The organism is Synechococcus sp. RC10A2 (genome assembly GCF_047502605.1).
On the sequence record NZ_JANSHP010000001.1, the window covers coordinates 1 to 24,767 of the forward strand.

Annotated in this window: 17 protein-coding genes and 1 tRNA gene; 11 read left to right on the forward strand and 7 right to left on the reverse strand. The window is 63.2% G+C overall.

Annotated elements, in window-relative coordinates:
- The 4 genes from NW848_RS00005 to lpxB form a co-directional block, all read left to right on the forward strand.
- Positions 1 to 835 (forward strand): RNA-guided endonuclease InsQ/TnpB family protein (locus NW848_RS00005; protein WP_414508317.1); only part of this gene is annotated, 835 nt, incomplete at its 5' end.
- A 79-nt stretch (positions 836 to 914) separates the two neighbouring features.
- Positions 915 to 1,415 (forward strand): 3-hydroxyacyl-ACP dehydratase FabZ, encoded by a 501-nt coding sequence (fabZ, locus tag NW848_RS00010; protein ID WP_011430776.1) that lies wholly within the window; start codon positions 915 to 917, stop codon positions 1,413 to 1,415.
- Between the two features lie 273 nt (positions 1,416 to 1,688).
- Positions 1,689 to 2,600 (forward strand): acyl-ACP--UDP-N-acetylglucosamine O-acyltransferase, encoded by a 912-nt coding sequence (lpxA, locus tag NW848_RS00015; RefSeq protein WP_414348434.1) that lies wholly within the window; start codon positions 1,689 to 1,691, stop codon positions 2,598 to 2,600.
- Positions 2,597 to 3,787 carry a lipid-A-disaccharide synthase gene (lpxB, locus tag NW848_RS00020; RefSeq protein ID WP_099813040.1) on the forward strand — a complete coding sequence of 397 codons (1,191 nt, stop codon included), beginning with the start codon at positions 2,597 to 2,599 and terminating at the stop codon, positions 3,785 to 3,787. Before lpxA ends, lpxB begins: the two co-directional genes overlap by 4 nt.
- A 2-nt stretch (positions 3,788 to 3,789) precedes the next feature.
- Here lpxB and NW848_RS00025 read toward each other — a convergent pair whose 3' ends face one another.
- Complete coding sequence (locus tag NW848_RS00025) at positions 3,790 to 4,851, reverse strand: DUF1611 domain-containing protein (protein ID WP_414402994.1); 1,062 nt, start codon at positions 4,849 to 4,851, stop codon at positions 3,790 to 3,792.
- Positions 4,851 to 5,933: a dipeptide epimerase gene (locus tag NW848_RS00030; RefSeq protein ID WP_414508316.1), complete on the reverse strand. Its 1,083-nt coding sequence runs from the start codon at positions 5,931 to 5,933 to the stop codon at positions 4,851 to 4,853. The genes NW848_RS00025 and NW848_RS00030 overlap by 1 nt, the downstream gene beginning before the upstream one ends.
- A 427-nt stretch (positions 5,934 to 6,360) precedes the next feature.
- On the opposite strand from NW848_RS00030, the gene NW848_RS00035 reads away from it, so the two are divergent.
- The 6 genes from NW848_RS00035 to NW848_RS00060 all read left to right on the forward strand — a co-directional run bounded on the left by NW848_RS00035 (position 6,361) and on the right by NW848_RS00060 (position 18,641).
- Positions 6,361 to 8,433, forward strand: coding sequence for a GspE/PulE family protein (locus tag NW848_RS00035; protein WP_414508315.1), 2,073 nt, complete (start codon positions 6,361 to 6,363; stop codon positions 8,431 to 8,433).
- Positions 8,434 to 8,593: 160 nt separating this feature from the next.
- Entirely contained in the window at positions 8,594 to 9,736 is a 1,143-nt protein-coding gene (locus NW848_RS00040) for a type IV pilus twitching motility protein PilT (RefSeq protein ID WP_099834829.1), read from the forward strand.
- A 160-nt stretch (positions 9,737 to 9,896) separates the two neighbouring features.
- Entirely contained in the window at positions 9,897 to 11,123 is a 1,227-nt protein-coding gene (locus NW848_RS00045; protein WP_011430786.1) for a type II secretion system F family protein, read from the forward strand.
- A gap of 51 nt (positions 11,124 to 11,174) precedes the next feature.
- Complete coding sequence (locus tag NW848_RS00050) at positions 11,175 to 15,884, forward strand: alpha-2-macroglobulin family protein (protein WP_414508314.1); 4,710 nt, start codon at positions 11,175 to 11,177, stop codon at positions 15,882 to 15,884.
- Between the two features lie 77 nt (positions 15,885 to 15,961).
- Positions 15,962 to 17,593 (forward strand): alpha-D-glucose phosphate-specific phosphoglucomutase, encoded by a 1,632-nt coding sequence (locus NW848_RS00055; protein ID WP_099883769.1) that lies wholly within the window; start codon positions 15,962 to 15,964, stop codon positions 17,591 to 17,593.
- Positions 17,594 to 17,729: 136 nt separating this feature from the next.
- Positions 17,730 to 18,641: an alpha/beta fold hydrolase gene (locus NW848_RS00060; protein ID WP_011430789.1), complete on the forward strand. Its 912-nt coding sequence runs from the start codon at positions 17,730 to 17,732 to the stop codon at positions 18,639 to 18,641.
- Here the strand turns inward: NW848_RS00060 and NW848_RS00065 are convergent.
- Positions 18,638 to 19,099 carry an HHL1-like protein gene (locus NW848_RS00065; protein WP_011430790.1) on the reverse strand — a complete coding sequence of 154 codons (462 nt, stop codon included), beginning with the start codon at positions 19,097 to 19,099 and terminating at the stop codon, positions 18,638 to 18,640. The genes NW848_RS00060 and NW848_RS00065 overlap by 4 nt on opposite strands.
- Positions 19,100 to 19,214: 115 nt before the next feature.
- Here NW848_RS00065 and NW848_RS00070 point away from each other — a divergent pair.
- Positions 19,215 to 19,288 (forward strand) — tRNA-Pro (locus NW848_RS00070).
- 99 nt (positions 19,289 to 19,387) lie between these two features.
- Here the strand turns inward: NW848_RS00070 and NW848_RS00075 are convergent.
- The 4 genes from NW848_RS00075 to xseA form a co-directional block, all read right to left on the reverse strand.
- Positions 19,388 to 21,994: a DUF3536 domain-containing protein gene (locus tag NW848_RS00075; protein ID WP_414508313.1), complete on the reverse strand. Its 2,607-nt coding sequence runs from the start codon at positions 21,992 to 21,994 to the stop codon at positions 19,388 to 19,390.
- 330 nt (positions 21,995 to 22,324) lie between these two features.
- Positions 22,325 to 23,194, reverse strand: a complete 870-nt coding sequence (folD, locus tag NW848_RS00080) for a bifunctional methylenetetrahydrofolate dehydrogenase/methenyltetrahydrofolate cyclohydrolase FolD (RefSeq protein ID WP_011430792.1) — start codon at positions 23,192 to 23,194, stop codon at positions 22,325 to 22,327.
- A gap of 101 nt (positions 23,195 to 23,295) precedes the next feature.
- Positions 23,296 to 23,532, reverse strand: a complete 237-nt coding sequence (gene xseB, locus NW848_RS00085; RefSeq protein WP_414402459.1) for an exodeoxyribonuclease VII small subunit — start codon at positions 23,530 to 23,532, stop codon at positions 23,296 to 23,298.
- On the reverse strand, positions 23,513 to 24,748 hold the full coding sequence (gene xseA, locus NW848_RS00090) for an exodeoxyribonuclease VII large subunit (protein WP_011430794.1): 1,236 nt from the start codon (positions 24,746 to 24,748) through the stop codon (positions 23,513 to 23,515). Before xseA ends, xseB begins: the two co-directional genes overlap by 20 nt.
- Positions 24,749 to 24,767: the final 19 nt, after the last annotated feature.

Sequence of the window (24,767 nt, forward strand, 5' to 3'; positions counted from 1 at the left end):
CTTCCCTCAGATGAAGCAGGACTGCATTCGAGGGCAGTTTATCCATCTGCCCAAGATTGGGCCGGTCAAGCTGGTCCAACACCGTCCTTTGCCTGAGGGGTTTGTTATCAAAACGGCCACCATCACCCGCAAGGTGGATGGGTGGTACGTCACCTTGAGTTTGCAGGATTCGTCTGTCCCGGAATGGAGCCCTGACACGCCAACGTGGGAAAACACGATGGGGATAGACCTGGGGCTAAGCTCTTTCTTGGTCACCGATGAGGGTGAGGTTATCGAGGTTCCTCAGTATTACCGTAAAGCGCAAAAGCCCCTCAAGCGGCTGCAACGGTCTGTATCGCGCAAGCAGAAGGGGTCAAACCGCTACCAGAAAGCGGTCAAGAGGTTGAGCAAGGCACATCAGAAAGTAGCCAACCAGCGCCGGGATTTCCACCACAAAGTTGCTCATCAGCTTTTGCAAAAAGGGAGACACATAGCCCATGAGGCATTGAACATCAAAGGTCTGGCAAGGACAAGGTTGGCCAAATCTATCCATGACGCCGGTTGGGGTGAGTTCCTGCAAATTTTGGCAGCCAAGGCTGAAAGAGCTGGGCTGTTGACGATTGCAGGGGATCCCCGCGGCAGCAGTCAAGGGTGCTCGGGGTGTGGTCGAGATGTGCCCAAAAAGCTGCATGAGCGGTGGCACGATTGTCCGCACTGTGGGTTGAGGATTGGCAGGGATCACAACTCGGCGAGGGTCATCAAATCCAGAGCGGTGGGGCGTCCCGTTCTTCAAGCTCAGGAAATGTCCTGCCATTGGGCAGGAGTCACTGTTGGCGAAGCGTGGCGTAAGCCATGAAGCCTGCACTCTATGCGTCAGCATGAGTGCGGGAGTACGTCACGGTTTCACGGTTTGTCTTCTGGCTCTGTGGGTTACTATGTCCTCTGATGTCTCTCCTCCACCTCTTCTCTCGGCTGAAGCAGCTGCCCAGTTGGCAACCGCTCCCCCCGTCTTCACCACGGATCAAATCCTGGAGATCCTGCCCCATCGCTACCCTTTTTTGCTGGTGGATCGCGTGGTGGAGTATCAACCAGGGCAACGGGCGGTGGGCCTGAAAAACGTCACCTTCAACGAGCCCTTTTTCCAGGGGCACTTCCCCAACCGACCGATCATGCCCGGCGTTCTGATCGTCGAGGCCATGGCGCAGTTGGGGGGGATCGTGTTGACCAAGTTGCCGGATGTGGCTGGGCGGTTGGCTCTCTTTGCCGGCATCGATGGCGTTCGCTTCCGCCGCCCCGTGCTGCCGGGGGATCAGTTGCTGCTGTCAGCCAATTTGCTCACCATCCGGCAAAAACGCATCGGCAAGATGTTTTGTCGGGCCCAGGTGGGGGGACAGTTGGTGACCGAAGGGGAGCTGATGTTCTCCCTGGTGGATTGATGGGCCAACAGCGGCCAGCAGCGGGGCCTTTGGCGCTCCGCAACCGCGGGGCAAGTGGGGGGTGGCCATCTGTTTTCCCCATCGAGGAGGAGCCCAGCGGAGGCAACTTGGCGTGGAAAGACCCTGCTAAAGTGTTGGGATAGGGGCATGTCAAGTGCTGCTTTCACCTCCCGGTCGGAGTTTCACAGCAGAGCGGTGGAGGATTGTGCCCTCCCCAAGCAAGCCCTAATCGCAGGGTTGGGAGCGTAGCTACATTTGCTGGCTAGGTTAGAAATGAGTTCGTTGGCTTCAGCGGGATCCACTCCCAACTCCTCTGTTCGGATTCATCCCACAGCGGTGATCCATCCGAAGGCTGAGTTGCACGAGACGGTACAAGTTGGCCCCTATGCGGTTATCGGCGAGCATGTGCGCATTGGCGCCCGTACGGTGGTGGGGGCCCACGTGGTGATCGATGGTTGGACAGATATTGGCGAGGACAACCAGATTTTTCCGGGGGCGGTGCTGGGCACGGAGCCTCAGGATCTGAAGTACAGCGGCGCGCCCTCTCAGGTGGTGATCGGCAAGGGCAACCGCATCCGCGAGTTCGTCACCATCAACCGAGCCACCAATGAAGGGGAAGCGACGGTGGTCGGCGATCACAACCTGCTGATGGCCTACGTCCACGTCGCCCACAACTGCGTCATCGAAAATCAGGTGGTGATCACCAACGCTGTCTCCCTGGCTGGCCACATTCACATTGAGTCGCAGGCGCGCATCGGCGGCATGGTCGGGATCCACCAGTTTACCCGTGTGGGGCGCCTGGCTATGGTGGGGGCCATGAGCCGGGTGGATCGCGACGTGCCGCCTTACATGTTGGTGGAGGGGCACCCGGCCCGCATCCGGGGCCTTAACTTGGTGGGGTTGCGGCGAGCCAAGGGGATGGAGGGATCCCTGGCGGCCTTGCGGCAGGCCTACCGGCTCCTCTACCGTTCCGGTTTGCCCCTGGAAAAAGCGCTGCAAACGCTGCGGGAGAGTCTGCGAAGCGAGGGGGGCTCTAGCATCTTCTCCCTGCAGGGGAAAGAGCTGGTGGACGAGACGGGATCCCTGCTCCATCTGCTGCAATTTTTGGAAGATTCCCTTTCCCAACCCCAACGGCGCGGCCCTCTGCCGGCCTTGCGCCGCAGCAGAGAAGAGGACGACCTGTGAGCCATCTGTTTATCTGCACCGGAGAAGTCTCCGGGGATCTGCAGGCCGGCCATCTCATCCGCGAGTTGCTGCGCCAACGCCCGCACCTACGCATCACGGCAGTTGGGGGAGAGGAGATGGCCGCTGCGGGGGCCAATCTGTTGCACCGCACCACGGAGATCAGCTCTATCGGCATTCTGGAGGCTCTCCCCTTCGTCGGCCCTGCCCTATGGACGGAGTGGAAGATCCGCCGCTTCCTGGCGCAAGACCCGCCTGATTTGGCCATCCTGGTGGATTACATCGGCATCAATAGCCGCATCGCCCGCCTGTTGCAGCGGCGACGCATCCCTGCCGTTTACTACATTGCCCCCCAAGAATGGGTGTGGTCGCCCAACAGCCGCCTCACTTACCGGCTAGCCCAGCAGATGCGACTGATGGTGGCGATTTTCCCTGAAGAAGCCCGCTACTACGCCGCAGCAGGTGCCCAGGTTTGCTATGTGGGCCACCCCCTGCTGGATATTTTGGCGAGTGTACCCGGTCGCGCTCAGGCCAGGGCTGAGTTAGGGATCCCTGAGGAAGCGATGGTGGTGGCGCTGCTGCCGGCCTCCCGCCGCCAGGAGCTGCGCTCGGTTTTGCCCATCTTGCTCCAGGCAGCGCGGCTGTTGCGGGCTCGCCTGCCCCAGGTGCGGTTTTGGGCGCCGCTGGCCTCGCCCCGCTTTGCCGCCCCGATTGCCCAAGCCGCCCGCCGCTATGGGCTGGAGGATCTCACCCTTCTCTTGCCTCGCCCTTCGCCTCCGAAGGCGCATCACCTGCTGTTGGCGGCCGCCGACCTGGTGCTGGCCAAGTCGGGAACTGTCAACCTGGAGGCGGCCATTTTGGGGATCCCGCAGGTGGTGATCTACCGCCTCAACCCAATTACCTTTTGGCTGGCCCGCCATTGGCTGAAGGTGTCGGTGCCCTTTATGTCTCCCCCCAACTTGGTGCTGATGCGCCCCATTGTGCCGGAACTCCTCCAGGAGGAGGCCCAGCCAGAGCGAGTCGCCCAACTGGCCTTGGAGCTGCTGACTCGGCCCGAGCGCCGCACCCAACTGCAGGCTGACTACGCCGCCATGCGGGCAGCTCTAGGGGAGCCGGGAGTTCTGGCCCGTGCGGCCAAGGCCATCCTGGAAGTGCTCGACAGCGAAACTCGCCCTAAGGGAGATCCCTGAGGCTAGCCTGTCGAGAGAATGGCATCCAAGAGGGGATCCGCCCCAAAGCGCACCACGTCGGTACAGGGCCGCCCGGTCTCCACTTCCACCTGGCGGATCTGGGCCAGGGCGGCTTCCTCCTCCCAACCGAAGGTATTGAGGGCCACCCCCACCACCGGCACGGGGGCAAAGGCGCCGGCAGCTCTGGCCACCTGTTCGTACAGCTCGATGACCTTACGCAGGGGAGGGATGGGTACGTAGTCCATCCCTTTGATGTGGGTTTGCCCAGCTCGGTGGACCAAGATCAAGTGGGTGGGCTGGGATCCCCGCAACAGGGGCAGGGTTGCTGTAGAGGCGGGGTTGAGCAGGGATCCCTGACCTTCGATGTGCAGGATGTCGTGGTCAAATCCATAGCGCAACACCAGTTGCTCCACAGCGCCGCTGGCGTAGTCCACCCGCACCGCATCCAGGGGTATCCCATCGCCGCTGATGAGGATCCCGGTTTGTCCGGTGGCCAAAAAGCGGGAGCGCAGGCCGCGCTTCAGGCTGGCCCGGTGCAGTTCCAGGCTGGTGGACATTTTGCCCACGGCCATATCGGTGCCCACCGTCAGTACCCGCCGACAGGGGAGAGAGCGAGCTAGGCCCCTCCCTACTCCCAGACCAGGGGGTTCGCGGCGAATGTCCCAGATCCAGGCTCCCGGCTGCAGCCACTGCCGCAACTGGGCATCTTCCGCTAGGGGGGTGTGCAGCCCGTTTGCTAAAGACAAGCCGGCTTGCAGGGCTTGGCAGAGCTCCTCCCGCCACTCAGGGGGCAACTGGCCGCCGGAAGGAGCGATCCCAATCACCAACACCTCGGGGCCGTAAACCAGCGCCTCTTGCACCGAGGCTACGATGGGAATGTCTTTGGCAATGCCCGTGAGTTGGGCCAGGGATCCCCCCGCCTGCTCCCGGTCGATCACCGCCACCACCGGGAAGGAGCCGTAGCGCAGCAGCCCCAGCCCCGTTTTCCCATGCTCCCCCAGCAATCCCCCGTGGAGCAGGATGGCCACGCGACTTTCGCTGGACAGGGATCCTGGCTTTCCCATCATTCCTCCCTCAGCTCTACCCCCAAGCCCGGTCGGTCGGTGGGGAGCAGGCAGCCGTCCTGCAGGATGGCCCCGGCAAAGGGATCGTCGACGAGATTGAGGTGGCTGTCTAAGTCCACGTAGTCCGCTAGCGGCGCCAAGTGGGCCGCTGCCGTGTTGCCCAAAGCGGTGTTGCTGTAGCAGCCCAGCATTACCTGTAGCCCATGGGCTCTGGCTATGTGGATCATGCGCCAGGCTTCGCTAAGGCCGCCGCACTTCATCAGCTTGATGTTGATGCCGTGCACCCGATCCACCAGGGCGGGAATATCGCGGCTGTCGAAACAACTCTCATCCACGAAGATGGGCAGCTTCGACTCGTGCCACAGGGTGATTAGCTTCGCCTCCTGGCCCCTCTCCAGGGGCTGCTCCAAGTAGCTCACCCCCTGCCCCGCCAGCCAATTGCTCATGCTCAGGCTTTGCTCCAGTGTCCAAGCCCCATTGGCATCCACCGTAATCAGGGATCCCAGCGGGATCACCTCTTGTACAGCAATCAGCATGTTCTGATCCGCCATCAGCCCCGAGTCGCTGCCCAGCTTGATCTTAAAGGCCCGCGCTTGGGTCTGTTCCATCCAGGCCAAGGCGCGCTGGCGGGCCGCCTGCGGGGTGGAGATGCCGATCGTCATTGTCGTGGGCGGAATGCGAGAGCGATCCAGCCCCCACACCTGCCACAGGGGCATCCCCAGACGTTTGCCCATCCAATCGTGCAGGGCCATATCCACCGCTGCCCGCGCTGCCGAAGGGATCCCGGCCTGCAGCAGTTCCGCCTCGACGGCCTGCCGCTCCCAGGGGGAATAGCGGCGTAGGATCCCTTTAGCCACCTCCAAACCCACCAAGATATCCTCCAAAGACTGGTGGCAGTCCTCGCTCACCGAGAAAGGACAGGCCTCCCCCCAGCCCTCGATCCCCTCCTCTTCGATCCGCACCCAGGCCAGCGTGGCCTCGGTATAGGTGCCGCGGCTGAGGGTGAGGGCATAGCGCTTGTGAACGGTAAAGGGTTCGACGTAGAGCCGCATGGGCAGTTGCAGCGAGGTAATCCTGAACAAGTTGGGCCGACTCCGTCCCTTTGAGCTTAGCTTGTCCCCCGAATTTCCCATCAGCTTGGCGTTGCCCGCCCTATTTTCGACCGATCTCAGCCATTGGCAGAAGCTGTCTCGAGAAAGGGGACAAGTTAGCAGGCTTCTCCCGTCGGAAAGGCTCGCAAGCCGCCGGCCTGCTCCCCATCTTAAGCTGATCCCTCTCTGGAAGCAGGCCCCCAACCGGCCCCGTGGATCCGGCGAAGATCCCGGCCTGACCAGACAGGCGTCACCACCCTGCCGGAACTAGGAAGGGGGATTTAAGTTTCAACCAAGTTGGGGCATAGTAAGGCCATGGGCAGCGCCCTTTGGGACGCGCAGGCCTGCATGTCCCCACCGTTGATCCCTGCGGTTAACTGCAGTCATTATGTGAATACATCCTGGGTGGCCCGGCAGCATGAATGACCTTCCTACTCCTCTAACCCGTCGCAGCGTTGCGGCCAGCAAAGCCCTGGCCATTGCCAACGTCAGCATCACTCCTTTCGGCCGCAAGCTCAAAGAGCTGGGCTTTGCCGACGATAAGCAAATCCAGGACATCCAAAACGCCCTCAAAGCCGATCGCGAAGGGGGCAGCAAGGCCCTAGCCATGGTGGTCAAAGAGATTGTCGGCAAAGAGATCACCCCTGACCTGGAGCGGGCCTACAAGCGGCAGCAGCTCTTTGAGCTGAAAATCATCTACGGGATCCCCCCCCTCGACATCGATTTGGAGCCGGTGGAGATCTCGGAGATGATCGGGCTCATCGACTCGCTCTTGCCTCTCGACATCTGCAACCGCTACAAGTTCTTGCCCATCCGCCGCCAAGACAACCAAGTGCTGGTGGCGATGGTCAGGCCGGACAACCTGCAGGCGCTGGACGACATCCAGCGGCGCTTCCGCATCCAGGGGCTGAAGCTGCAGCGGCGGGTCTTCACCCAGCGGGATTTCGAGACCCTGATCAACCGCTACATGGATGCACAGGCGGAACTGCTGGCTGTCAAGGGGATCAACGACACAGATGTCGCCAGCCAAGTTGCCCCCCAAGAGGAAGAAGAGGTGGTGGTCAACATCGCCGAGCTCGATCTGGACAGCATCGAGGATGTCGCCGTCGATGAGGCTGGCGAGGGATCCCTGGAGCAGCAGGTCAAATCGGCAGATGATGCCCCGATTATTAAACTGTCCAACCAGATCCTGGTCAAGGCCCTGCAGGACGGGGCGTCCGACATCCACATCGAGCCACAAGAAGAATACCTGCGCATCCGCTTCCGCAAAGATGGGGTGTTGCGGCAGGCTTTTGAAAACTTTCCCAAGAAGATCGTCCCTGCCCTTACCGCTCGCTTCAAAATCATGTCCAATTTGAACATTGCCGAGCGGCGCATGCCCCAGGACGGGCGGATTCGCCGCGTCTTCAAGGGGCGCAAGGTGGACTTCCGGGTCAGCACCCTGCCCTCCCGCTACGGGGAGAAGATCGTGCTGCGGGTTCTGGACAACTCCGCCACCCAGCTCGGCCTGGACAAGCTGATCACCGACCCAGAGACCCTGGCCAGCTTCAAGGAGGTTGTCAGGCGACCCTTTGGCCTGATCTTGGTAACCGGGCCCACCGGATCCGGGAAAACCACCACCCTCTACTCGGCGCTGGCAGAAGTGAACGATCCCGGCATCAACATCAGCACCGCCGAGGATCCCATCGAATACTCGCTGCCGGGGATCACCCAAGTGCAGGTGATCCGAGAAAAGGGCATGGACTTTGCCATGATCCTGCGCGCCTTCTTGCGGCAAGACCCGGATGTGATCCTGGTGGGGGAAACCCGCGACCACGAGACGGCCAAAACCGCCATCGAAGCCTCCCTCACGGGCCACTTGGTGTTGACCACGCTGCACACCAACGATGCCCCCGGTGCCATCGCCCGTCTGACGGAGATGGGGATCGAGCCATTTATGATCTCCAGCTCGTTGCTGGGGGTGTTGGCCCAGCGCTTGATGCGCCGGGTGTGTACCGAATGTCGGATCCCGTACCACCCCACATCCGAGGAGTTGGCCCGCTATGGCCTCAGCCTCAGCGGCGACGGCGAACAGCTCACCTTCTACAAAGCCAACAAGCTCTCCCCCAAAGAGATCGAGCAGCGCAAAGCCACCGGCAAGCCCATCTGCGAGAAATGTGGGGGCGTGGGCTACAAAGGCCGCGTGGGGGTGTACGAGTTCATGCGCATGAACGACCGCCTGGCCGAGTTGATCAACAAGGGGGCTCCCACGGAGGTCATCAAGGAAGCCGCTGTCGAAAGCGGCATGAAAACCCTGCTCGCCTACAGCTTGATGCTGGTAAAGCAGGGCCTGACCACGCTGGAGGAGGTAGATCGGGTTATCCTCACCGACAAGGGTTTGGAAACGGAGCTGAAGGCCCGTGCCAAGGCCCTTAGCACCTGCCGCAACTGTGGCGCCGCCCTGCAGGTAGACTGGATGGATTGCCCCTACTGCCTGACGCCGAAGTTTTAGGCAAGGCGCCTGGCTCTTGACGCCGCCAAGGTGCTGATTATAACAGTCCTATACGAGTCCTGGAGGGTTGCCTCTAGCCCGGCTTTAGAAGGGTTTTTCATCGACAACTCCTAGGTCGAACCCAGCCTGACTCAGCTTACCGATTGGAGACACCAGCCCTATGCCACAACTCATGATCGAAGACCTGATGGAAGAAATCGTCCGCAGGGGCGGTTCTGACATCCACATCTCAGCCGGTTTGCCCCCCTATTTCCGCATCAATGGCGAACTCCAGCCAACCGAGCACGAGCCCCTCACCCCTGAGGAGGTGCAGCGGCTCATTTTCAGCATGTTGAACAACACCCAGCGCAAACACCTGGAGCAGAACTGGGAGTTGGACTGCTCCTACGGCGTGCGCGGGATCGGGCGCTTCCGCGTCAACGTCTACCGGGATCGCGGCACCTACGCCTGCGCCATGCGGGCGCTGGCCTCTGAGATCCCCAACATCGACAAGCTGGGCCTGCCGGATGTGTGTAAGGAGATGGCCCGTCTGCCTCGGGGCCTGGTGTTGGTGACCGGCCCGACGGGATCCGGCAAGTCCACCACTTTGGCCGCTATCATCGACTTCATCAACCGCGAGCGGGCCGAGCACATCCTCACCATCGAGGATCCCATCGAGTACATCTACACTCCCATCCGCAGCATCATCCACCAGCGGCAGTTGGGCGAAGACACCAAGAGCTTTGCCAATGCCCTGCGGGCGGCGATGCGGGAAGATCCGGATGTGATCCTGATCGGGGAGATGCGGGATCTGGAAACCATCCAGTTGGCCATCACCGCCGCCGAGACCGGCCACCTCTGCTTTGCCACGGTCCACACCAGCTCTGCCGCCCAGACGGTGGATCGCCTGGTGGACGTGTTCCCGCCGGAGCAGCAGCAGCAGATCCGCGTGCAGCTCTCCAACTCCCTCAAGGCCGTCTTCTCGCAAACTTTGGCCCGCCGCCTCAACCCCAAGCCGGGAGAGCCCGGGCGGGTGCTGGTGCAAGAGATCATGGTGGTGACGCCGGCCATTGCCAACCTGATTCGGGAGGGAAAGACCGCCCAGATCTACTCGGCCATCCAGACGGGCGGCAAGCAGGGCATGAAGACCCTGGAGCAGGATCTGGCCAACCTCTACCTGCAGGGCAAGATTGACTTCGAGACGGCCATGTCCAAGACCTCTCGCCCTGAGGAGTTGCAGCGGCTGTTGGGCAACGTTGCCGGGCCCTCGCCAGCCGCGGCAGCTCAACACCAGCGTCCAGCGGGGGTTGCCGTCCGTCGTTGAGCCGCAGCGCCGCGTCCCGGGGTGAGGTCTTCTTGCCGATCTCTGGCCGCCGCCTCAATTTGTGGCTAAGCTCTAGCTGAGAAAGTTAGTTGCCCAAAGTTCGGGGGCTGGATCCCACAACTCGAACCCTCTCATCATGAGTTTGAATCGGGGGTAAGCTATGCCGCGCTACAAGGTTCGGGGGTTAAAGGCCGGTCAGCCGGTACGCCTGACGGTGGTGGCCAACAACTTGACCGAGGCGCGTGCACGGCTGCGCCGAGAGGGCGTTTTTGCCAAGCCAGAGGACATTCAGGAAGAAAAGCCCTTTTTCTCGCTGGAGACCTCTTTTGATTTCTCGATGCTGGGATCCATCGACATTCGGGACAAGGCGGTGTTCTCGCGGCAATTTGCTGCCCTGATCAACGCCGGCGTGTCGATGGTGCGCTCCCTCACCATCATGGAGGAGCAAACCGGCAACCCCAAGCTCAAAAAATACCTGCGGGCGATTCGGGCGGAGGTGGAGGCGGGGAAAAACCTCTCCGATTCCATCCGCCCCTATCCGGATGCCTTCGACGGCCTCTACTGCAGCATGGTGCAGGCGGGGGAGGTGGGCGGCGTGCTGGACGAGGTGCTCAACCGCTTGGCCAAGCTGCTGGAGGACATGGATCGCCTGCAGAAGCAAATTAAATCGGCCATGACCTACCCGGTGGTGGTGACCATCTTGGCCGTCTTAATCTTTTTGGGCATGGTGCTGTTTATCTTGCCCACTTTTGAGAGCATCTACAACGACTTGGGGGGTGAGCTGCCCGCCTTTACCCAGTTTTTCATCAACATCAGCAAGTTCCTGCGCACGCCCCAGTACAGCTTGGGCCTGGTGGGCTTTCTGGTGGCGGTCTTCTTTGCCTTCCGCCGCTTTTATCGCACCCCCGCCGGCAAGGAGACCATCGACGCGCTGGCCCTCAAGCTGCCCATTTTCGGGGATCTGATCCAGAAGTCGGCGGTGGCCCGTTTTTGCCGCACCTTTGGGGCCTTGACCCGCTCTGGGGTGCCGGTGCTGACTTCGTTGGAAATTGTGCGCGACACTTCCGGCAACCAGGTGGTGGCCAACGCCATCGACGCCGCCCGCCAATCCATCTCGGAAGGGGGCCAGATCGCCCCGGCCCTGGATAAGGCCAAGGTCTTCCCGATCATGGCCATCCAGATGATCAGCGTGGGCGAAGAGACGGGGGAGCTGGATGCCATGCTGATGAAGACGGCGGACTTCTACGAGCTGGAGGTGGAGGAGGCGGTGCGCGCCCTCACCAGCCTGCTGGAGCCGCTGATGATCGTGATCTTGGGGGGGATGGTGGGCTGCATCATCGTGGCCATGTACCTGCCGATGTTCAACGTGTTCGAGCTGGTGAAGTAGCGACCCCGTCCCCAGGGCAACCAGGACACATAGGAAGGAGGAAGGGATCCCATGCTGCGGCGCTGGTTGGTGGCCCTGGGGGTGTTCTTGGCCGTGGGGCTGGCGGTTTTGCTGTCGGAGCCGCCGACGGGATCCCTGACGGGGCGGGTGGAGCTGCCGGCAGGGGTGGCGCCGGGGAACGTCCAGGTGATTGCCGCCGGCCCGGTGAGCCGCAGCGTCAGCCCGTCTGCGGAGGGCGAGTATCGCTTGGATCAATTGCCCGTTGGGGAATACCGGGTGACGGTGCGGGGATCCGGCCTGGAAACCGTCTTCAGCGAGAGGCCTGTGCAGGTGCGGGAAGGGTCAGTAGCTTCTGCTCCTCTCCTGCGCCCGCAGCTTCTGCCCCCCAGCCTCTACCTCTACAGCACCAGCCAGGTGTTCACGACCGCCGAGCCGGCGCGGCTGGAGTGGAGGGCCAGTGGCTTGAGGGCGGTGCAGTTTGCCGTTTACCGCTTTTCCCTGGCCGATCTGGAGGGATCCCCTCGCTTGCGGAGTTTGGCCCTCGGCTACGGATCCCTGGATCCGGATTTGTATTCCACCCTGCGAGGAGAGCTGCTGCGCCGTTGGCAGCAGCCGCTGGGGGGAGAAGAGGTGACCCGCACCTTGGATCTGGGGATCCTGCCGCCGGGGGCCTACTGGCTGGAGGCGGAAGGACAGGAGCCGCTGAACCCGAGTGCACCTTTGCCCCGTTCTGAGGAGTGGCTTTTGGTAAGCGACCTGGGCCTAATCCAGAAACAGGATGCCAGCCAGTTGGTGGTGCAGGCGGTGCATTTGCAGGAATTGCGTCCTCTGCCGGGGATCCAGATCCAAGTTTTTGGGGAGTGGGGGGATCCCTTGACGGCCACCACCGACGAGGAGGGGCTGGCCCAGTTTAGCTTGCCGGCGGGGGAGAGATCCTCGTTGGTGGTCTATGGCCGCAGCGCCGACAACACGTTGCAGGTTTTGTCCCGCAGCTACACCTACGGCTGGAACCAGCCGTACCGCATCTACGCCTACCCAGACCGCCCCCTCTACCGCCCCGGCCAGACGGTCTATTTTCGCGCCCTGGTGCGGGAGCAAGGCCGCCTCACCCCGCCCCCGGCAGGCCAGCCGCTGCAAGTAACCCTCGCCGCTCCCAACGGCGATGTGCTGGAGGAGCAGACCCTGGCCACCAACGCTTTCGGCAGCGTCCACGGGCAGTTTCAATTGCCGGAAGAAACCCCCCTGGGCAGCTACAGCCTAGAGTGGCAGTTCCAGGGATCCAGCCGCGAGTCCACCGACTTTGGGGTGGCAGCCTACCGCAAACCGGAGTTTGAGGTGACGGTGGTGCCCGACCGGCCTTGGCTGGTGCGGGGGGGATCCCTGAAGGTGCAGGTGGAGGCCGAGTATCTTTTCGGCGCGCCGGTGGCCGCTGCCCAGCTCCGCTACCGAGTTTACAGCAGCCCCGACTGGAGCCTGCGCTATGGGCTGTTGCCCCGTTCTGCCGAGGAAGACTATTTCGCCGACGACCTGGGAGAGGAGCAGGGCTACTACGGCGGCTACGGCCAGTTGGTGGCGGAAGGAGAAGGGGTGACGGATGCCCAAGGGCGGGCGGAGTTTCGCCTGGATCGCCTGCTGCAGGATCTCAACTGGGAAGAAGACAGCTACTGGGGCCCCCAAGAGGTGCAGCAACTGCGCATCGAGGTGGAGGTGACCGATATCAGCCGCCGGACGGTAACAAGATCGGCGCGGGCCTGGGTCACGGCTGGCGAATTTGCTCTGTTTGCGGAAGTGAACCGCCATCTGCCGGCTCCGGGGGATACCCTCACCTACCGGCTGCAAGCCCGCGATTACGATGGCCGCCCCGTCAGCACCGCCGGGGAGCTGAGCCTGGAGCGCTGGCGCTGGGATCCCAAGAGCAGCGCCTACCGACGGCAAGCCACCCTGGTGCGGCAACCTTTTCAAGTCGTCAACGGCGAGGGCAGCCTAGTTCTGCGCCTGCCCGCCGACCTGCAGCCGGGAGGCTACCGGGTGCGGCTGACGGCCCAGGATCCCCGCCGCCGTCGCGTGCAGGAGGTCGCCTCTCTCTGGGTGGTGGAGCCGGGCAGCCCCCTGCAAAGCTGGGGATCCCTGCCCAGCCTGGAGGTGGTGGCGGATCGCCAGATCTACGAAGTGGGGGAAGAGGCCCAGATCCTGATCGCCTCGCCGCTGCCGGATCTGCCGGTGCTGGTGGGCCTGGAGGGATCCCGGCTGCACCAGGTACAACTGCTGCGCCTGCAGGGGCATACGGCCACCCTGCGCCTGCCCATCCGGGAGGAGTATCGCCCCAACCTCTACGTCACCGCCACTGTCGTTGGCCCAGAGCGGCGGCTGTACCAGAACGAGGCGCTGCTGCGGGTCTCGCCGCTGGATCGCTTTTTGCAGGTGGAGCTGCAGACGGATAAGCCCACCTACCAGCCGGGGGAGACGGCCCGAATTCAAATCCGCACCCGCAATGCCCAAGGGCAGCCGGTCAGCGCCGAGGTGGGGCTGGGGATCGTGGACAATGCCCTCTACCTGCTCCGGCCCGACTTTACCCCCGATATCCGCCGCTTCTTCTACGGGCGCCAGGACAACCAAGTCACCACCACCACCTCTTTCCCGCAACAATATCCCGGCGGCGCCGACAAGCTGGCCGGCCAGGTGCGGGAAGACTTTCGCGACACGGCTGCCTGGTTCCCGGATCTGGTTACCGACGCCGATGGCCTGGCCCAGGTAGAGGTGCGCTGGCCGGATAACCTGACCACCTGGCGCTTGACTGCCCGCGCCGCCACCGCCGACACCCAGGTGGGATCCGCCCTGGCCAGCGTCGCCGTCAGCAAAGACCTCTTGGTGCGCCTGGCCACCCCTCGCTTTTTCCAGGTGGGGGATCAACTCACCTTGGCCGCTGTTGTGCAAAATCGCACCACAAAAGCCCAGGCGGTGGAGGTGGGGCTGGAAGTGCCCGCCAACTTGGCGTTGCAAGGCCCGGATCGACAACGCCTTACCGTGCCGGCCCAGAGGGCGGAGCGGGTGGAATGGCCCCTACGGGTGCTGGGGGCCGGCGAGACCCCCCTGCGGGTTTGGGCACAAGGGGAGGGGCTGCAGGATGCGCTGCAACTGCGGATCCCCAGTCAGCCCTTAGGGGCAGTGCACCGCTTCTTCCAAACGGGGCGGCTGCAGGAGGATGGCCTTGAGCTGCCTTTGGATTGGCCGGCCACCTGGGTGCCGGGATCCCGACACCTGCATCTGGAACTGGCCGCCAGCCCCGCAGCGGAGCTGTTGGGGCCCTTGGACTACCTGGTGCAGTTCCCCTACGGTTGCACCGAGCAGACTTTGAGCCGCTTTTTGCCCGCCTTGGCGGTGGCCCAGGCCGGCGAGCAGTTGGGCCTCAGCTTGCGCTTGCCCACCCTGGAGCGGCTGCCGCGGGTGGTTCGGGCCGGCCTGCAGCGGCTGGAGGAATCCCAGAACTACGACGGCGGCTGGGGCTGGTGGGCCTACGACACCAGCAACCCCTACCTGACCGCCTACATCCTGCAGGGCTATCATCTCGCCCAGGCCGCCGGCTACGCCCTCAAGGAGTGGCGGGTGCGGCGGGCTTTGGAGTATCTGGCTGGGCAGCCGTTCCAACGCCTCTCCCCCGATCTGCGGGCCTTTGTGGCCTACAGCCTGGCCCTCTGGGATCCGGCGCTGGTGACTGCCGAGCTGCCGCCGCCGCCGCAGCTTTCCACCTTTGGCCTGGCCTACCGCGGCCTGGCCGCCCTGCAACGGGGCCAGCGGGATCTCGCCCAGGCGGCTCTGGAGGAAGGTCTGCAACGGCGACAAAGGGATCCCCAGGGCCGCTGGTTTATTCCTGCCGCCTCCGCTCCGCCAGCCGGGGAACGCCCCACCTACGACGACCTGGAGGTGGCCGGGCCCCTCCTGCAACTGGCCGTGCGCCTCCAGGATGGCCGCGCCGGGGAGATCGCCACCGCCCTTCTCCAGCAACGGCAGGACAACCGCTGGCGCACCACCAAAGCCACCGCCGACGCCCTCCTGGGCCTGGTGGCCCACTACCAAGCCCAGCAACAGCAACAGCCTGGCCCCCGCCAGGTGCGGGTGCAAGATGGGGTAAGCGGGGCGCAACTGGCCCAGTGGCAGGCCGGTCCTCAGGATCCTCGCCAGGTGCTGGACTGGGACGACGCCGAAGTGAGTAACCTGCGCCGCCTGCGCCTGGAAAAATCCGGCCCCGGCCCCCTCTACTACAGCCTGCGGGGAGAGGCCTTTCTGCCGGAGCTGCCGCCCCCCGACAGCCAGGGCTTCACGGTGAGCCGCCGCTACTTCCGCCTACAGCCCCAGCCCCAAGCCAATGGCGAGATCCGCTACCGGGAACAGCTCCTGCGCCCCGGCGAGGCGGTGCGGGCGGGCGAGGTGCTCCTGGCCCGGCTGACGGTGGAAGCTGAGCGGGATAGCCACTACGTGGTGATCGAGGATCCCTTGCCCAGCGGCGCCGAGATCACCTCCCGGGATCCGCGAGGGCTTGCCGCCGACTACTGGTGGGACTGGTTTTGGGCCCATCAAGAGAACCGGGACGACCGGGTGGCCTTCTTCAGCACCGAGCTCAAGCGGGGCCGCCACGAGTTCGTCTACCTCTTCCGTCCCGAGATCCCTGGCCAATTCCAGGTGGCCCCTGCCCTTGTCGAGGAGATGTACGATCCCAGCCGCTATGGCCGCAGCGCTGGCCAGGCGCTCAAAGTCCTGCCCTGAGCTTGAAGCTGCCCAGGGATCCTCCCTAGAGGCCCCAACGATGAGATAGTAGAGGGGCGAGCAGAGTTGGGCAGCCTATGATCCTGCGCACCGTGGCCACCATCCCTTTTCCCGACCAAAAGCCGGGCACCTCCGGCCTGCGCAAGCCGGTGCAGGTGTTCCAGCAGCCCCACTACCTGGAGAACTTCATCCAATCCACCTTTGACGTCCTCGAGGGATCCGCCGGCCAAACCCTGGTGGTGGGCGGAGACGGCCGCTACTACAACCGGGAAGCCATCCAGATCCTGCTCAAGATGGCAGCAGCCAACGGCATCGGGCGAGTACTGCTGGGCCGGGGGGGGATCCTCTCCACGCCAGCGGTTTCCTGCTTAATTCGCAAATACGGGGCCTACGGCGGCATCATCCTCTCCGCCAGCCACAACCCCGGCGGCCCCCAGGGAGACTTCGGTATCAAGTACAACATCGGCAACGGCGGCCCTGCCCCGGAGAAGGTGACCGAGGCCATCTACGCCCGCACCCAGCAGATCCGGGAGTACCGCATCCTGCAAGCCCCGGATGTGGACCTGGATCGCCTGGGGGAGCAGCGGCTGGGATCCCTGACGGTTTCCGTCATCGACCCGGTGGCCGACTATCTAGGCCTAATGCAGCGCCTGTTTGATTTCGACGCCATCCGCGACTACCTGGCCTCCGGGGTTCGCATCGCTTTCGACGCCATGCACGCCGTCACCGGCCCCTATGCCCACGCCATCCTGGAGGGAGCTCTAGGGGCGCCCCAGGGCAGCGTCCTCAACGGCCAGCCGCTGCCGGACTTTGGCGGCGGCCGCCCGGATCCCAACCTGGTGCATGCCCGCGCCCTGGTGGAGCTGCTGTTTCGAGAAGATGGGCCGGATTTCGGCGCCGCCTCCGACGGGGATGGGGATCGCAACATGATCCTGGGCCGCCGCTTCTACGTGACCCCCAGCGACAGCCTGGCGGTGTTGGCCGCCAACGCCCACCGGGTGCCCGGCTACCGGGAGGGGCTGGCGGGGATCGCCCGCTCCATGCCCACCAGCCAGGCAGCAGACCGGGTGGCGGCCAAGCTGGGGATCCCTTGCTACGAGACGCCTACCGGCTGGAAGTTTTTTGGCAACCTCCTGGATGCCGGCAAAGTTACCCTCTGCGGCGAGGAGAGCTTCGGCACCGGCTCCCACCACATCCGGGAAAAAGACGGCCTCTGGGCTGTCCTCTTTTGGCTCAACATCCTCGCCGTGCGGCGCCAGTCGGTGCGGCAGATTGTGGAAGACCACTGGCGCACCTACGGGCGCAACTTCTACTCCCGCCACGACTACGAGGGGCTACCGGTGGAGGTGGCCGAGGAGCTGATGGAGCACTTGCGGCGCTCCGTGGCAAGCTGGGTGGGGCAGCGCTTTGGCTCCCAAACAGTAGCCTATGCCGATGACTTCAGCTACACCGATCCCGTGGACGGCAGCACCAGCCGCAACCAGGGGATCCGCATCGGCTTTGAGGACGGCTCCCGCATCGTCTACCGCCTTTCCGGCACCGGCACCCACGGGGCCACCCTGCGGGTGTACTTGGAGCGGTTTGAGCCGGATCCCAGCCGGCACGGCCTGGATCCCCAGGTGGCCCTGGCCGAGCTGATCCAACTGGCGGATCACTTCGCCCAGATCCGCGCCCGCACCGGTCGGCAGCAGCCGGATGTGATCACCTGAGAGTTCTGCCGAGAAGCTAGATCTCTCTGGGGGGAGGGATTGGGGGCAATGGCCGGCAGAGAAAGACGCTCGAGAGTGGCGGTAGGATGAGGAGGTGGGGACCCTTCCACAACGCCTCCACATCTTTTTTCTGTCTGTGTTCACTGCTCCTCCTGCGAGTTTGGCAGCCGATCCCATTGCCCCTTTTGCTCCCCAAACCTGGAGCTGGCGGGGTCACGCCATTCGCTACGTCGTCCAGGGATCTGGCTCCCCACTGATTTTGGTGCATGGCTTTGGGGCCTCCATTGGCCACTGGCGGCACAACATCCCTGTGCTAGCGGCGGCGGGATACCGGGTCTATGCTTTGGATTTGCTGGGGTTTGGCGGCTCGGCCAAGCCGGCCCTTGCCTACAGTCTGGAGCTGTGGGCCGAGCTGCTGGCGGATTTTTGGCGGCAGCATGTGCGGCAGCCGGCGGTGTTCATCGGCAACTCTATCGGCGCCTTGCTCAGCTTGCTCATGGCTGCCCGCTATCCCCAGCTTGTTGCTGGAGCCGTGCTGCTCAACTGTGCCGGCGGTCTCAACCACCGCTCCCACGAGCTCAGCCCGCTGGCCCGCCTTTTCATGGCCACCTTCACTGCTCTGGTGGCCTCGCCGGTCACGGGGCCCCTTCTGTTTGATTGGGTGCGGCAGCGGCAGCGGATCCGCGCCACTCTGAAACAGGTGTACTGCAACCCTGCCGCCATCACTGACGAGCTGGTGGAGATCCTCTACGCCCCTTCCTGTGAGCCGGGAGCGCAGCAGGTGTTTGCCGCTGTTCTCACGGCTCCCCCTGGCCCTACGCCGGAAGCGTTGCTGCCCCAGGTGCGCTGTCCGCTGCTGGTGATTTGGGGGGAACGGGATCCCTGGACGCCTATTCAGCGGGGTCGCGGCTTTCAAAACCATGTGCAGGGGATCGACTACCAATTTTTCCCTCTTCCCGATACGGGCCATTGCCCCCACGACGAGCGCCCAGAGATTGTCAACCCCTTGATTTTGAGCTGGCTACCCAAAGCCTTTGCCACGGCTTAGCCTTTCTTGGAGGCTTGGGTAGTTCTTTTGCCCAGGCCCAGCCACTTGCGCACCCTGTCTATCCAGCTCTGAAGGGGCGAAGGCTGGGGCCGAACTGCCACCTGAATGGGCTCGTCTTGAAACTCTTTGTCCTTAAGGCGAAAGCCAAACTCCAGCTCGTCTTTGACTTTGCTAAGACGGGGAAAGAGGCGGACGGCTGCTTTTTTGAGCTCTTCCTCGTTTTGGAAGATGGCCTGGTGGATGGCGCTGGAGCGACTGACCGCCAGGGATCCCACGGGCAGCCAGGGGTTGGGTTTGCCGGGCTCAGCTTGGCGGCGCCGGGCAAAAATGGCGAACTCCGGCATCCCCTTGGCTTTCAGCTCGTCGTAGCGTTTGGCGGCTTCCTTGCGCTTGGCCGTGTTGGCCTTGGCCGGTTTCTTCTCTGGCTTGGATTGGCTGAAACCCTTGGGCTGACTCATACTCCAGTAGGGCAACGGTGGATCCCCATAGCTTAGCGCAGAACGACTCCCGCCCGCGGGAAGATGCCATGCATGGCATGCTATACTTACAAAACCTTGGATTTGGATTGCTCCTCGGGATGTAGCGCAGCTTGGTAGCGCACTTCGTTCGGGACGAAGGGGTCGCAGGTTCGAATCCTGTCATCCCGATAGATTCAGGAAAATGTGGGGCAACGGCCATCCTTCGAGCCTAAGGCCCTCTTCCCCTTGGGCAGCAGAGGGGCAAAAGCGCAGCCTGCGGCACTCAGATCACTGGTGGGGTTGTAGGTGACGCAGCCAGGCGTTGACGTTAACGCGGAGCCGCTGCCCAAGCTGGAAGAGGCGGCGCAAGGTTTCGCCAGGGATCTCCTGGCCTTCTTCTCGAAGGTGGGTTGGGCCGCTCGCGCTCCCTTCAGCCAGATGCAGTTGAAGTTCTCTCTGCCGTTCCAGACCCAGCAGGTAGAGCTCCTGGAGGCGATCCAGGTTGATGGGCAGGCGCAGATCGTCAGCTAGTTTTAGCCACTCCTCCAGGTTGTGGAGCTGTTCGCCAAAGCTCTCCGGCTCAAAATCGTGGGCAAGGTGCCACATCCCCCGCTGCAAGAGCCGATCCAAAACCCGGGCCGCCTCCTCCCGCCGCAACTGACACCCCAACTGCTCCGCCTCGCGGGCGATTGCCCGCAACTCCAGCAGGTGATCCTGCTTGCCCCCTTCCACTTCCATCGCCCGCAAGCTGCTCAACAGGCGCTGGTTGAGAGTGATCTGCGCGGCAGCCAACAGCTCTTCCGGGATCGGCAGGCCATCGGCCCGAAAAGCCATCAAAACCCCGTAATTTTCCAGGTAGGTTTGGCGATAGAGCTGGGCCAGGCGATCTAACGTGTCTTGGGTAAGCCAGCGCAGCATCTGCTGCCGGTCTTCCTCAATCAGGGCGTTGAGGTCAAAGGTTTCCGGGCCAAACAGCTCTTGCAGGGTTAGGACTAGCTGGATGCGGCTGCGGGATCCAGATAGCAGGGTGGCTTTCAACTGCTCGTAGCTGCGCCGCCCTGTAAACGGCTTAACCCCACACTGAAAGTCCCAGCCGCCCAGATGGAGGAGAGCGTAGATGAGGTCGTGCTCTTCGCCGGTGTTGGGAAAGGCGAGCTTCACCCGCCCGACGAGCAGTGTGGATCCCCCTATAGCCAGGCGCTCCTGATCCACCGGCTCCAGCATATATCCGGGGGCTCGGGGCATGCCGTTGCACAGGGAAAGCAGGGCGTGCTGGGCCACCAGCCGCTGTGGGCTGATCAAAGCGGGGCGCACCAAAGCCCAGTAAACCCCCTTGCCATCTCTGTATAGGTCGAGGTTACTGGGAGCCTTGCTCAAGCGGCCCAGAAACTCTTCTTCCAGATCCACATCCGCCACTGCTGCCGCCAGCTCGATGGCCCGCGCCGCGTAGCGCAGGATCTGCACTCCCTCAGGACGCGAGAGCTCCTCGAAGAACCAGCCGCAACTGGTAAACATCAACTGGCCGTAGCGCTGCATCTCCAGTAGGCGCAGCACCTGCACTCGGTCTTCGGCAGTGAGGCGGTGGCTCTGGTGCTCCTGCAAAAACGCCTCGCAGCGCTCCCGATCCAAGATCACCTCGATGTAGCGATCCCGGGCCAGCCAGGGATCCCGCAGGTAGGCCTTGGCCTCCGTCTCGTAGATCTCGGCCAACTGATCCCGCAGCCAGTTGAGGGCCTCCCGCAGCGGTTGCCGCCAGCGCTGGTGCCAGCCTGGAACCGCCCCACAGCCGCAGTCGCGCGACCACCGTCCTACCCCGTGGGCGCAGCTCCAGGCGGTGACCGGCTTCAGTTGCACCTCCCAGGTGGGGGGATGGTGGCTGAGGAAGTGGCCGTAGTTGCCCACCTGCCACCCCCGCCGGGGAAACTCTTCGCAAAAGGCGTAGGCCAGCGTGCGCTCCACGCTGCGCTTGTGGTGGCCAAAGGTCTCGCCATCGGTAGCACAGTTGATCAGATAGGGTTCCCCTTTTCTGTCAGGGCGGATGGCCAGCCGGATCCGCTCCGCCAGCGACTGGGTGCTGTAGACGATATCGCCAAAGCCAAGATCCCGGGAGATAGGGCCATCAAAAAAGAAAATGTCCAGGTAGCCGCTGCGATCCTGGGTAAAGCAGCGGTAGGGCCGGCTGGGATCGATCTGACCCTGGCTGACATCGATCCATTCCGTTTGACCCAAAGGACGAATGCGCTGCGCCTGGCTGGGTGCCAAGATGACAAAGCGGATCCCGCAGTCGACTAAGGCTTTAACCGTTGCCGCATCGATGGCGGTTTCCGCCAGCCACATGCCCTCGGGAAAGCGGCCAAAGCGATGCTGGAAATCGGCAATCCCCCAGCGGATCTGGGTGTACTTGTCCCGCTCGTTGGCCAAGGGCAGGATGACGTGGTTGTAGACCTGGGCGATGGCATTGCCATGCCCCTCCAGCCGCTCGGCGCTGAGGCGGTCGGCAGTCAAGATGCGTTGGTACACTTCAACATCGTGCTCCTCCAACCAGGAGAGGAGAGTGGGGCCAAAGTTAAAACTCAAGAATTCGTAGTTATTGACAATGCGCACCACCCGCCCCTGCTCGTCCAGGATGCGGGCAAAGGCGTTGGGACGATAACACTCCGCCAGAATGCGCTCGTTCCAGTCGTGGAAGGGGGCAGCGCTGGGCTGGCGCTCAATGCGGTTTAGCCAGGGATCCTCCCGCGGCGGCTGGTAGAAATGACCGTGCAGCACCACGTAGGGAGCGGTGGTTGTAGCTCGCGGAGGCGGAGAGCTAGCATCAGCTAAAAAGGGAGCCGGATCCCCTTGCCCTGATTCGGCCGCCGGCATAGAGGCGTTTTTGGAGCCACTCGGCAGCATGAGACCCTACTCCTTGCCCGCCCTCGGAGCTTCAGTTCTGGGGAGACGGGCTGCTAGTTAACCTAAGTTCATATCCATACGTTACAGCGATCCCCGATCTGCGACTGTCAACGTAAAGGACTTGGACAAAAATTTGACGGCGAATAACTATTGCTTAGCAATCTTCTTGCGTTCCCCCAGCGAAGACTCTTGAGCAAGCCCGAAGATGACCCGATCTCACTGCCACTCGGAGTAACAAGCTATACAAAAAGCCTCACTGATGTCTCCAAGGCTCCCTCCTGGTGGCCGGCCATTGGCAGTTGTTCATGGATTTTGAGGACAGCTTCCAGGCTACAGGTGGCTGCGAAGCTTGTAGCTTTCCAGGGTGTTGGCCAGCAGCATCGTCACCGTCATCGGCCCCACGCCGCCTGGTACAGGCGTGATGGCAGCGGCCCGCTCTTTGACCGCTTCGTAGTCCACATCTCCCACCAACTGCTCAGATCCGTCAGGGTCTTGGATACGGTTAATGCCTACATCGACAACCACGGCGCCCGGCTTCACCATGTCTGCCGTGAGCAAGCGAGGACGCCCTACAGCCATGACCACAATGTCGGCACTGCGGGTTACTTCGGCCAGGTTGGGTGTACGGGAGTGGGCCACGGTAACCGTTGCGTCGGCGGCCAACAACATCAGGCTCAGGGGCTTGCCCACCAGGAGGCTGCGGCCGACCACCACCGCTTTTCGTCCGGCAATGGGGATCCCTTCCGCTTGCAACAGGCGCATCACACCTAGAGGCGTACAACTGCGCAGGCCGGGCTCGCCGCGCACTAGCCGGCCCAGGTTGAGGGGGTGGAGACCGTCCACGTCTTTGGCGGGGTCGATGGCCAGAAGGGGCGGGATGGGATCCCAGCCGGGGGGCAGAGGCAGTTGCACGAGGATGCCGTCGACGCGCTCGTCCTGGTTGAGTTGGGCGATGGCGTCGAGCAGATGGGCGGGGGAGTCTTGGGCGGAAAAATGGCGGCCAAAGGAGGCAATGCCCACTCGCTCACAGGCCCGCTCTTTGCCGCGCACATAGGCAGCACTGGCGGGATCCTCCCCCACCCGCAGCACCGCCAATCCCGGCGGACGCCCCACCCGCGGCAGCCAAGCTTGCACCTGAGCGGCCATCTCGGCTTGCAGCCGGCCAGCCAAGGCTTTGCCATCCAGGATCTTGGCAGACATGGGGGCCCCAGAAGACATCTTGACAACTTGACGATTGTTACGGGTCGAGCATTGTCCGTCAAGCCTCGGCGCAGCAAAGAGGCGACGGCAGAGCGGGATCCCTAGAATGCTTGCCAGTCTTCGTCGTCTTGGTTCAATTCCTCGATGAGGATCTCCACCTGCTGCCGCTTTTCCTCCAAAAACTCGGCGCAGCGCTTCAGGGTCTGGGCGGCCTGTTGGAAGCGCTCCACCACCTCCCCCAGATCCAGCTCTCCCGATTCGATCTGGGCAATCAGACTTTCCACTTCGGCGATGGCTGCTTCGTAGCGCCAGGGATCCTCACGTTTGCGGCGGCTCATGGCTCTCCTCCACTCGGGCCCAGAGGCTGCCCGAGGCCAGTTGTATCCTCAGCCGGGTCTGGGGCGGCAGGCGGTGGCTGCGGACCAGGGATCCCCGCTCGTCGCGCACCAGGGCATAGCCCCGCCTGAGAACGGCGGCAGGATCGAGGGCTTGCAGGTGCTGCTGGAGAGCTTGGTGGCGCTGTTGCTGCTGCTGGAGACGGTGGCGCACGGCCTGGACGAGGCGCTGCTGCTGTTGGGCTAGGCGCTCCTGGGCCTGCTGCAGCAGCCGCTCCGGATGCACCTGGGCTAGGCGGCGCTGGGCGTGGTGCCAACGCTGTTCAGCTTTTTCCAGAGCATGCAGGGTGCGCTCGACAAGCTGCTGGCGCAACTGGAATGCCTGGCGCTGCAGTTCTCGCAGATCGGGCACAACTCGCTCGGCGGCCGCTGTGGGGGTGTGCGCCGCATAGTCAGCAGCGTAGTCAGCTAAGGTCTCATCCCGCTGGTGGCCGATCCCGGTCACCACCGGAATGGAGCACTCGGCAATGGCCCGCACCACCCGCTCGTCGTTAAAGCAGGCCAAGTCCTCGCCGGATCCGCCCCCCCGGGCCACGATCAGCACTTCCGCCCGCCCGTCCCGCTCCACCCGGCGAATGGCCCGCACAATCGACTCCGGGGCCGCCTCCCCCTGCACCTGGGCTGGCGCAAACAGCACCCGCAGCCCGGGGTAGCGCTGGTTGAGGGTGCGGCGGATATCGCCCCAGCCAGCGGCGTCGGGAGAGCTGACGACGGCAATACACTGAGGGTGGGTGGGCAGGGGCCGCTGGTTGTCGAACAGGCCTTCGGCGGCAAGGCGGGCCTTAAGCTGCTGAAACCGCCACGCCAACAGCCCCTCGCCCGCCGGCAGCAGTTGCCAGATAACCAGGCGGTAGTAGCTGCCGCCGCTGTAGATGCCAAGTTGACCCAGGGCCAGCACCCGTTGCCCCACTTCTGGCCAGAAGCTGAGCCGGGCAGTCTGACTTTGCCACACAACCCCCTTGAGGAGGTCGCCGCTTTCCGGATCCACCAGGGTCAGGAACAGGTGGCCGTTGCGGCTGCGCTGGCAACTGGAGACTTCTCCCACCACCCACAGCCTGGCCAGGTAGGGATCCCCGGCCAGCAGCGATTTCAAGTAGCCGGACACTCCCCCCACCGAGAGCAGGGGCAAGCCTCTAGTCCTGAATTTACTGAACAACATATTGTCTTACGGAACTAAA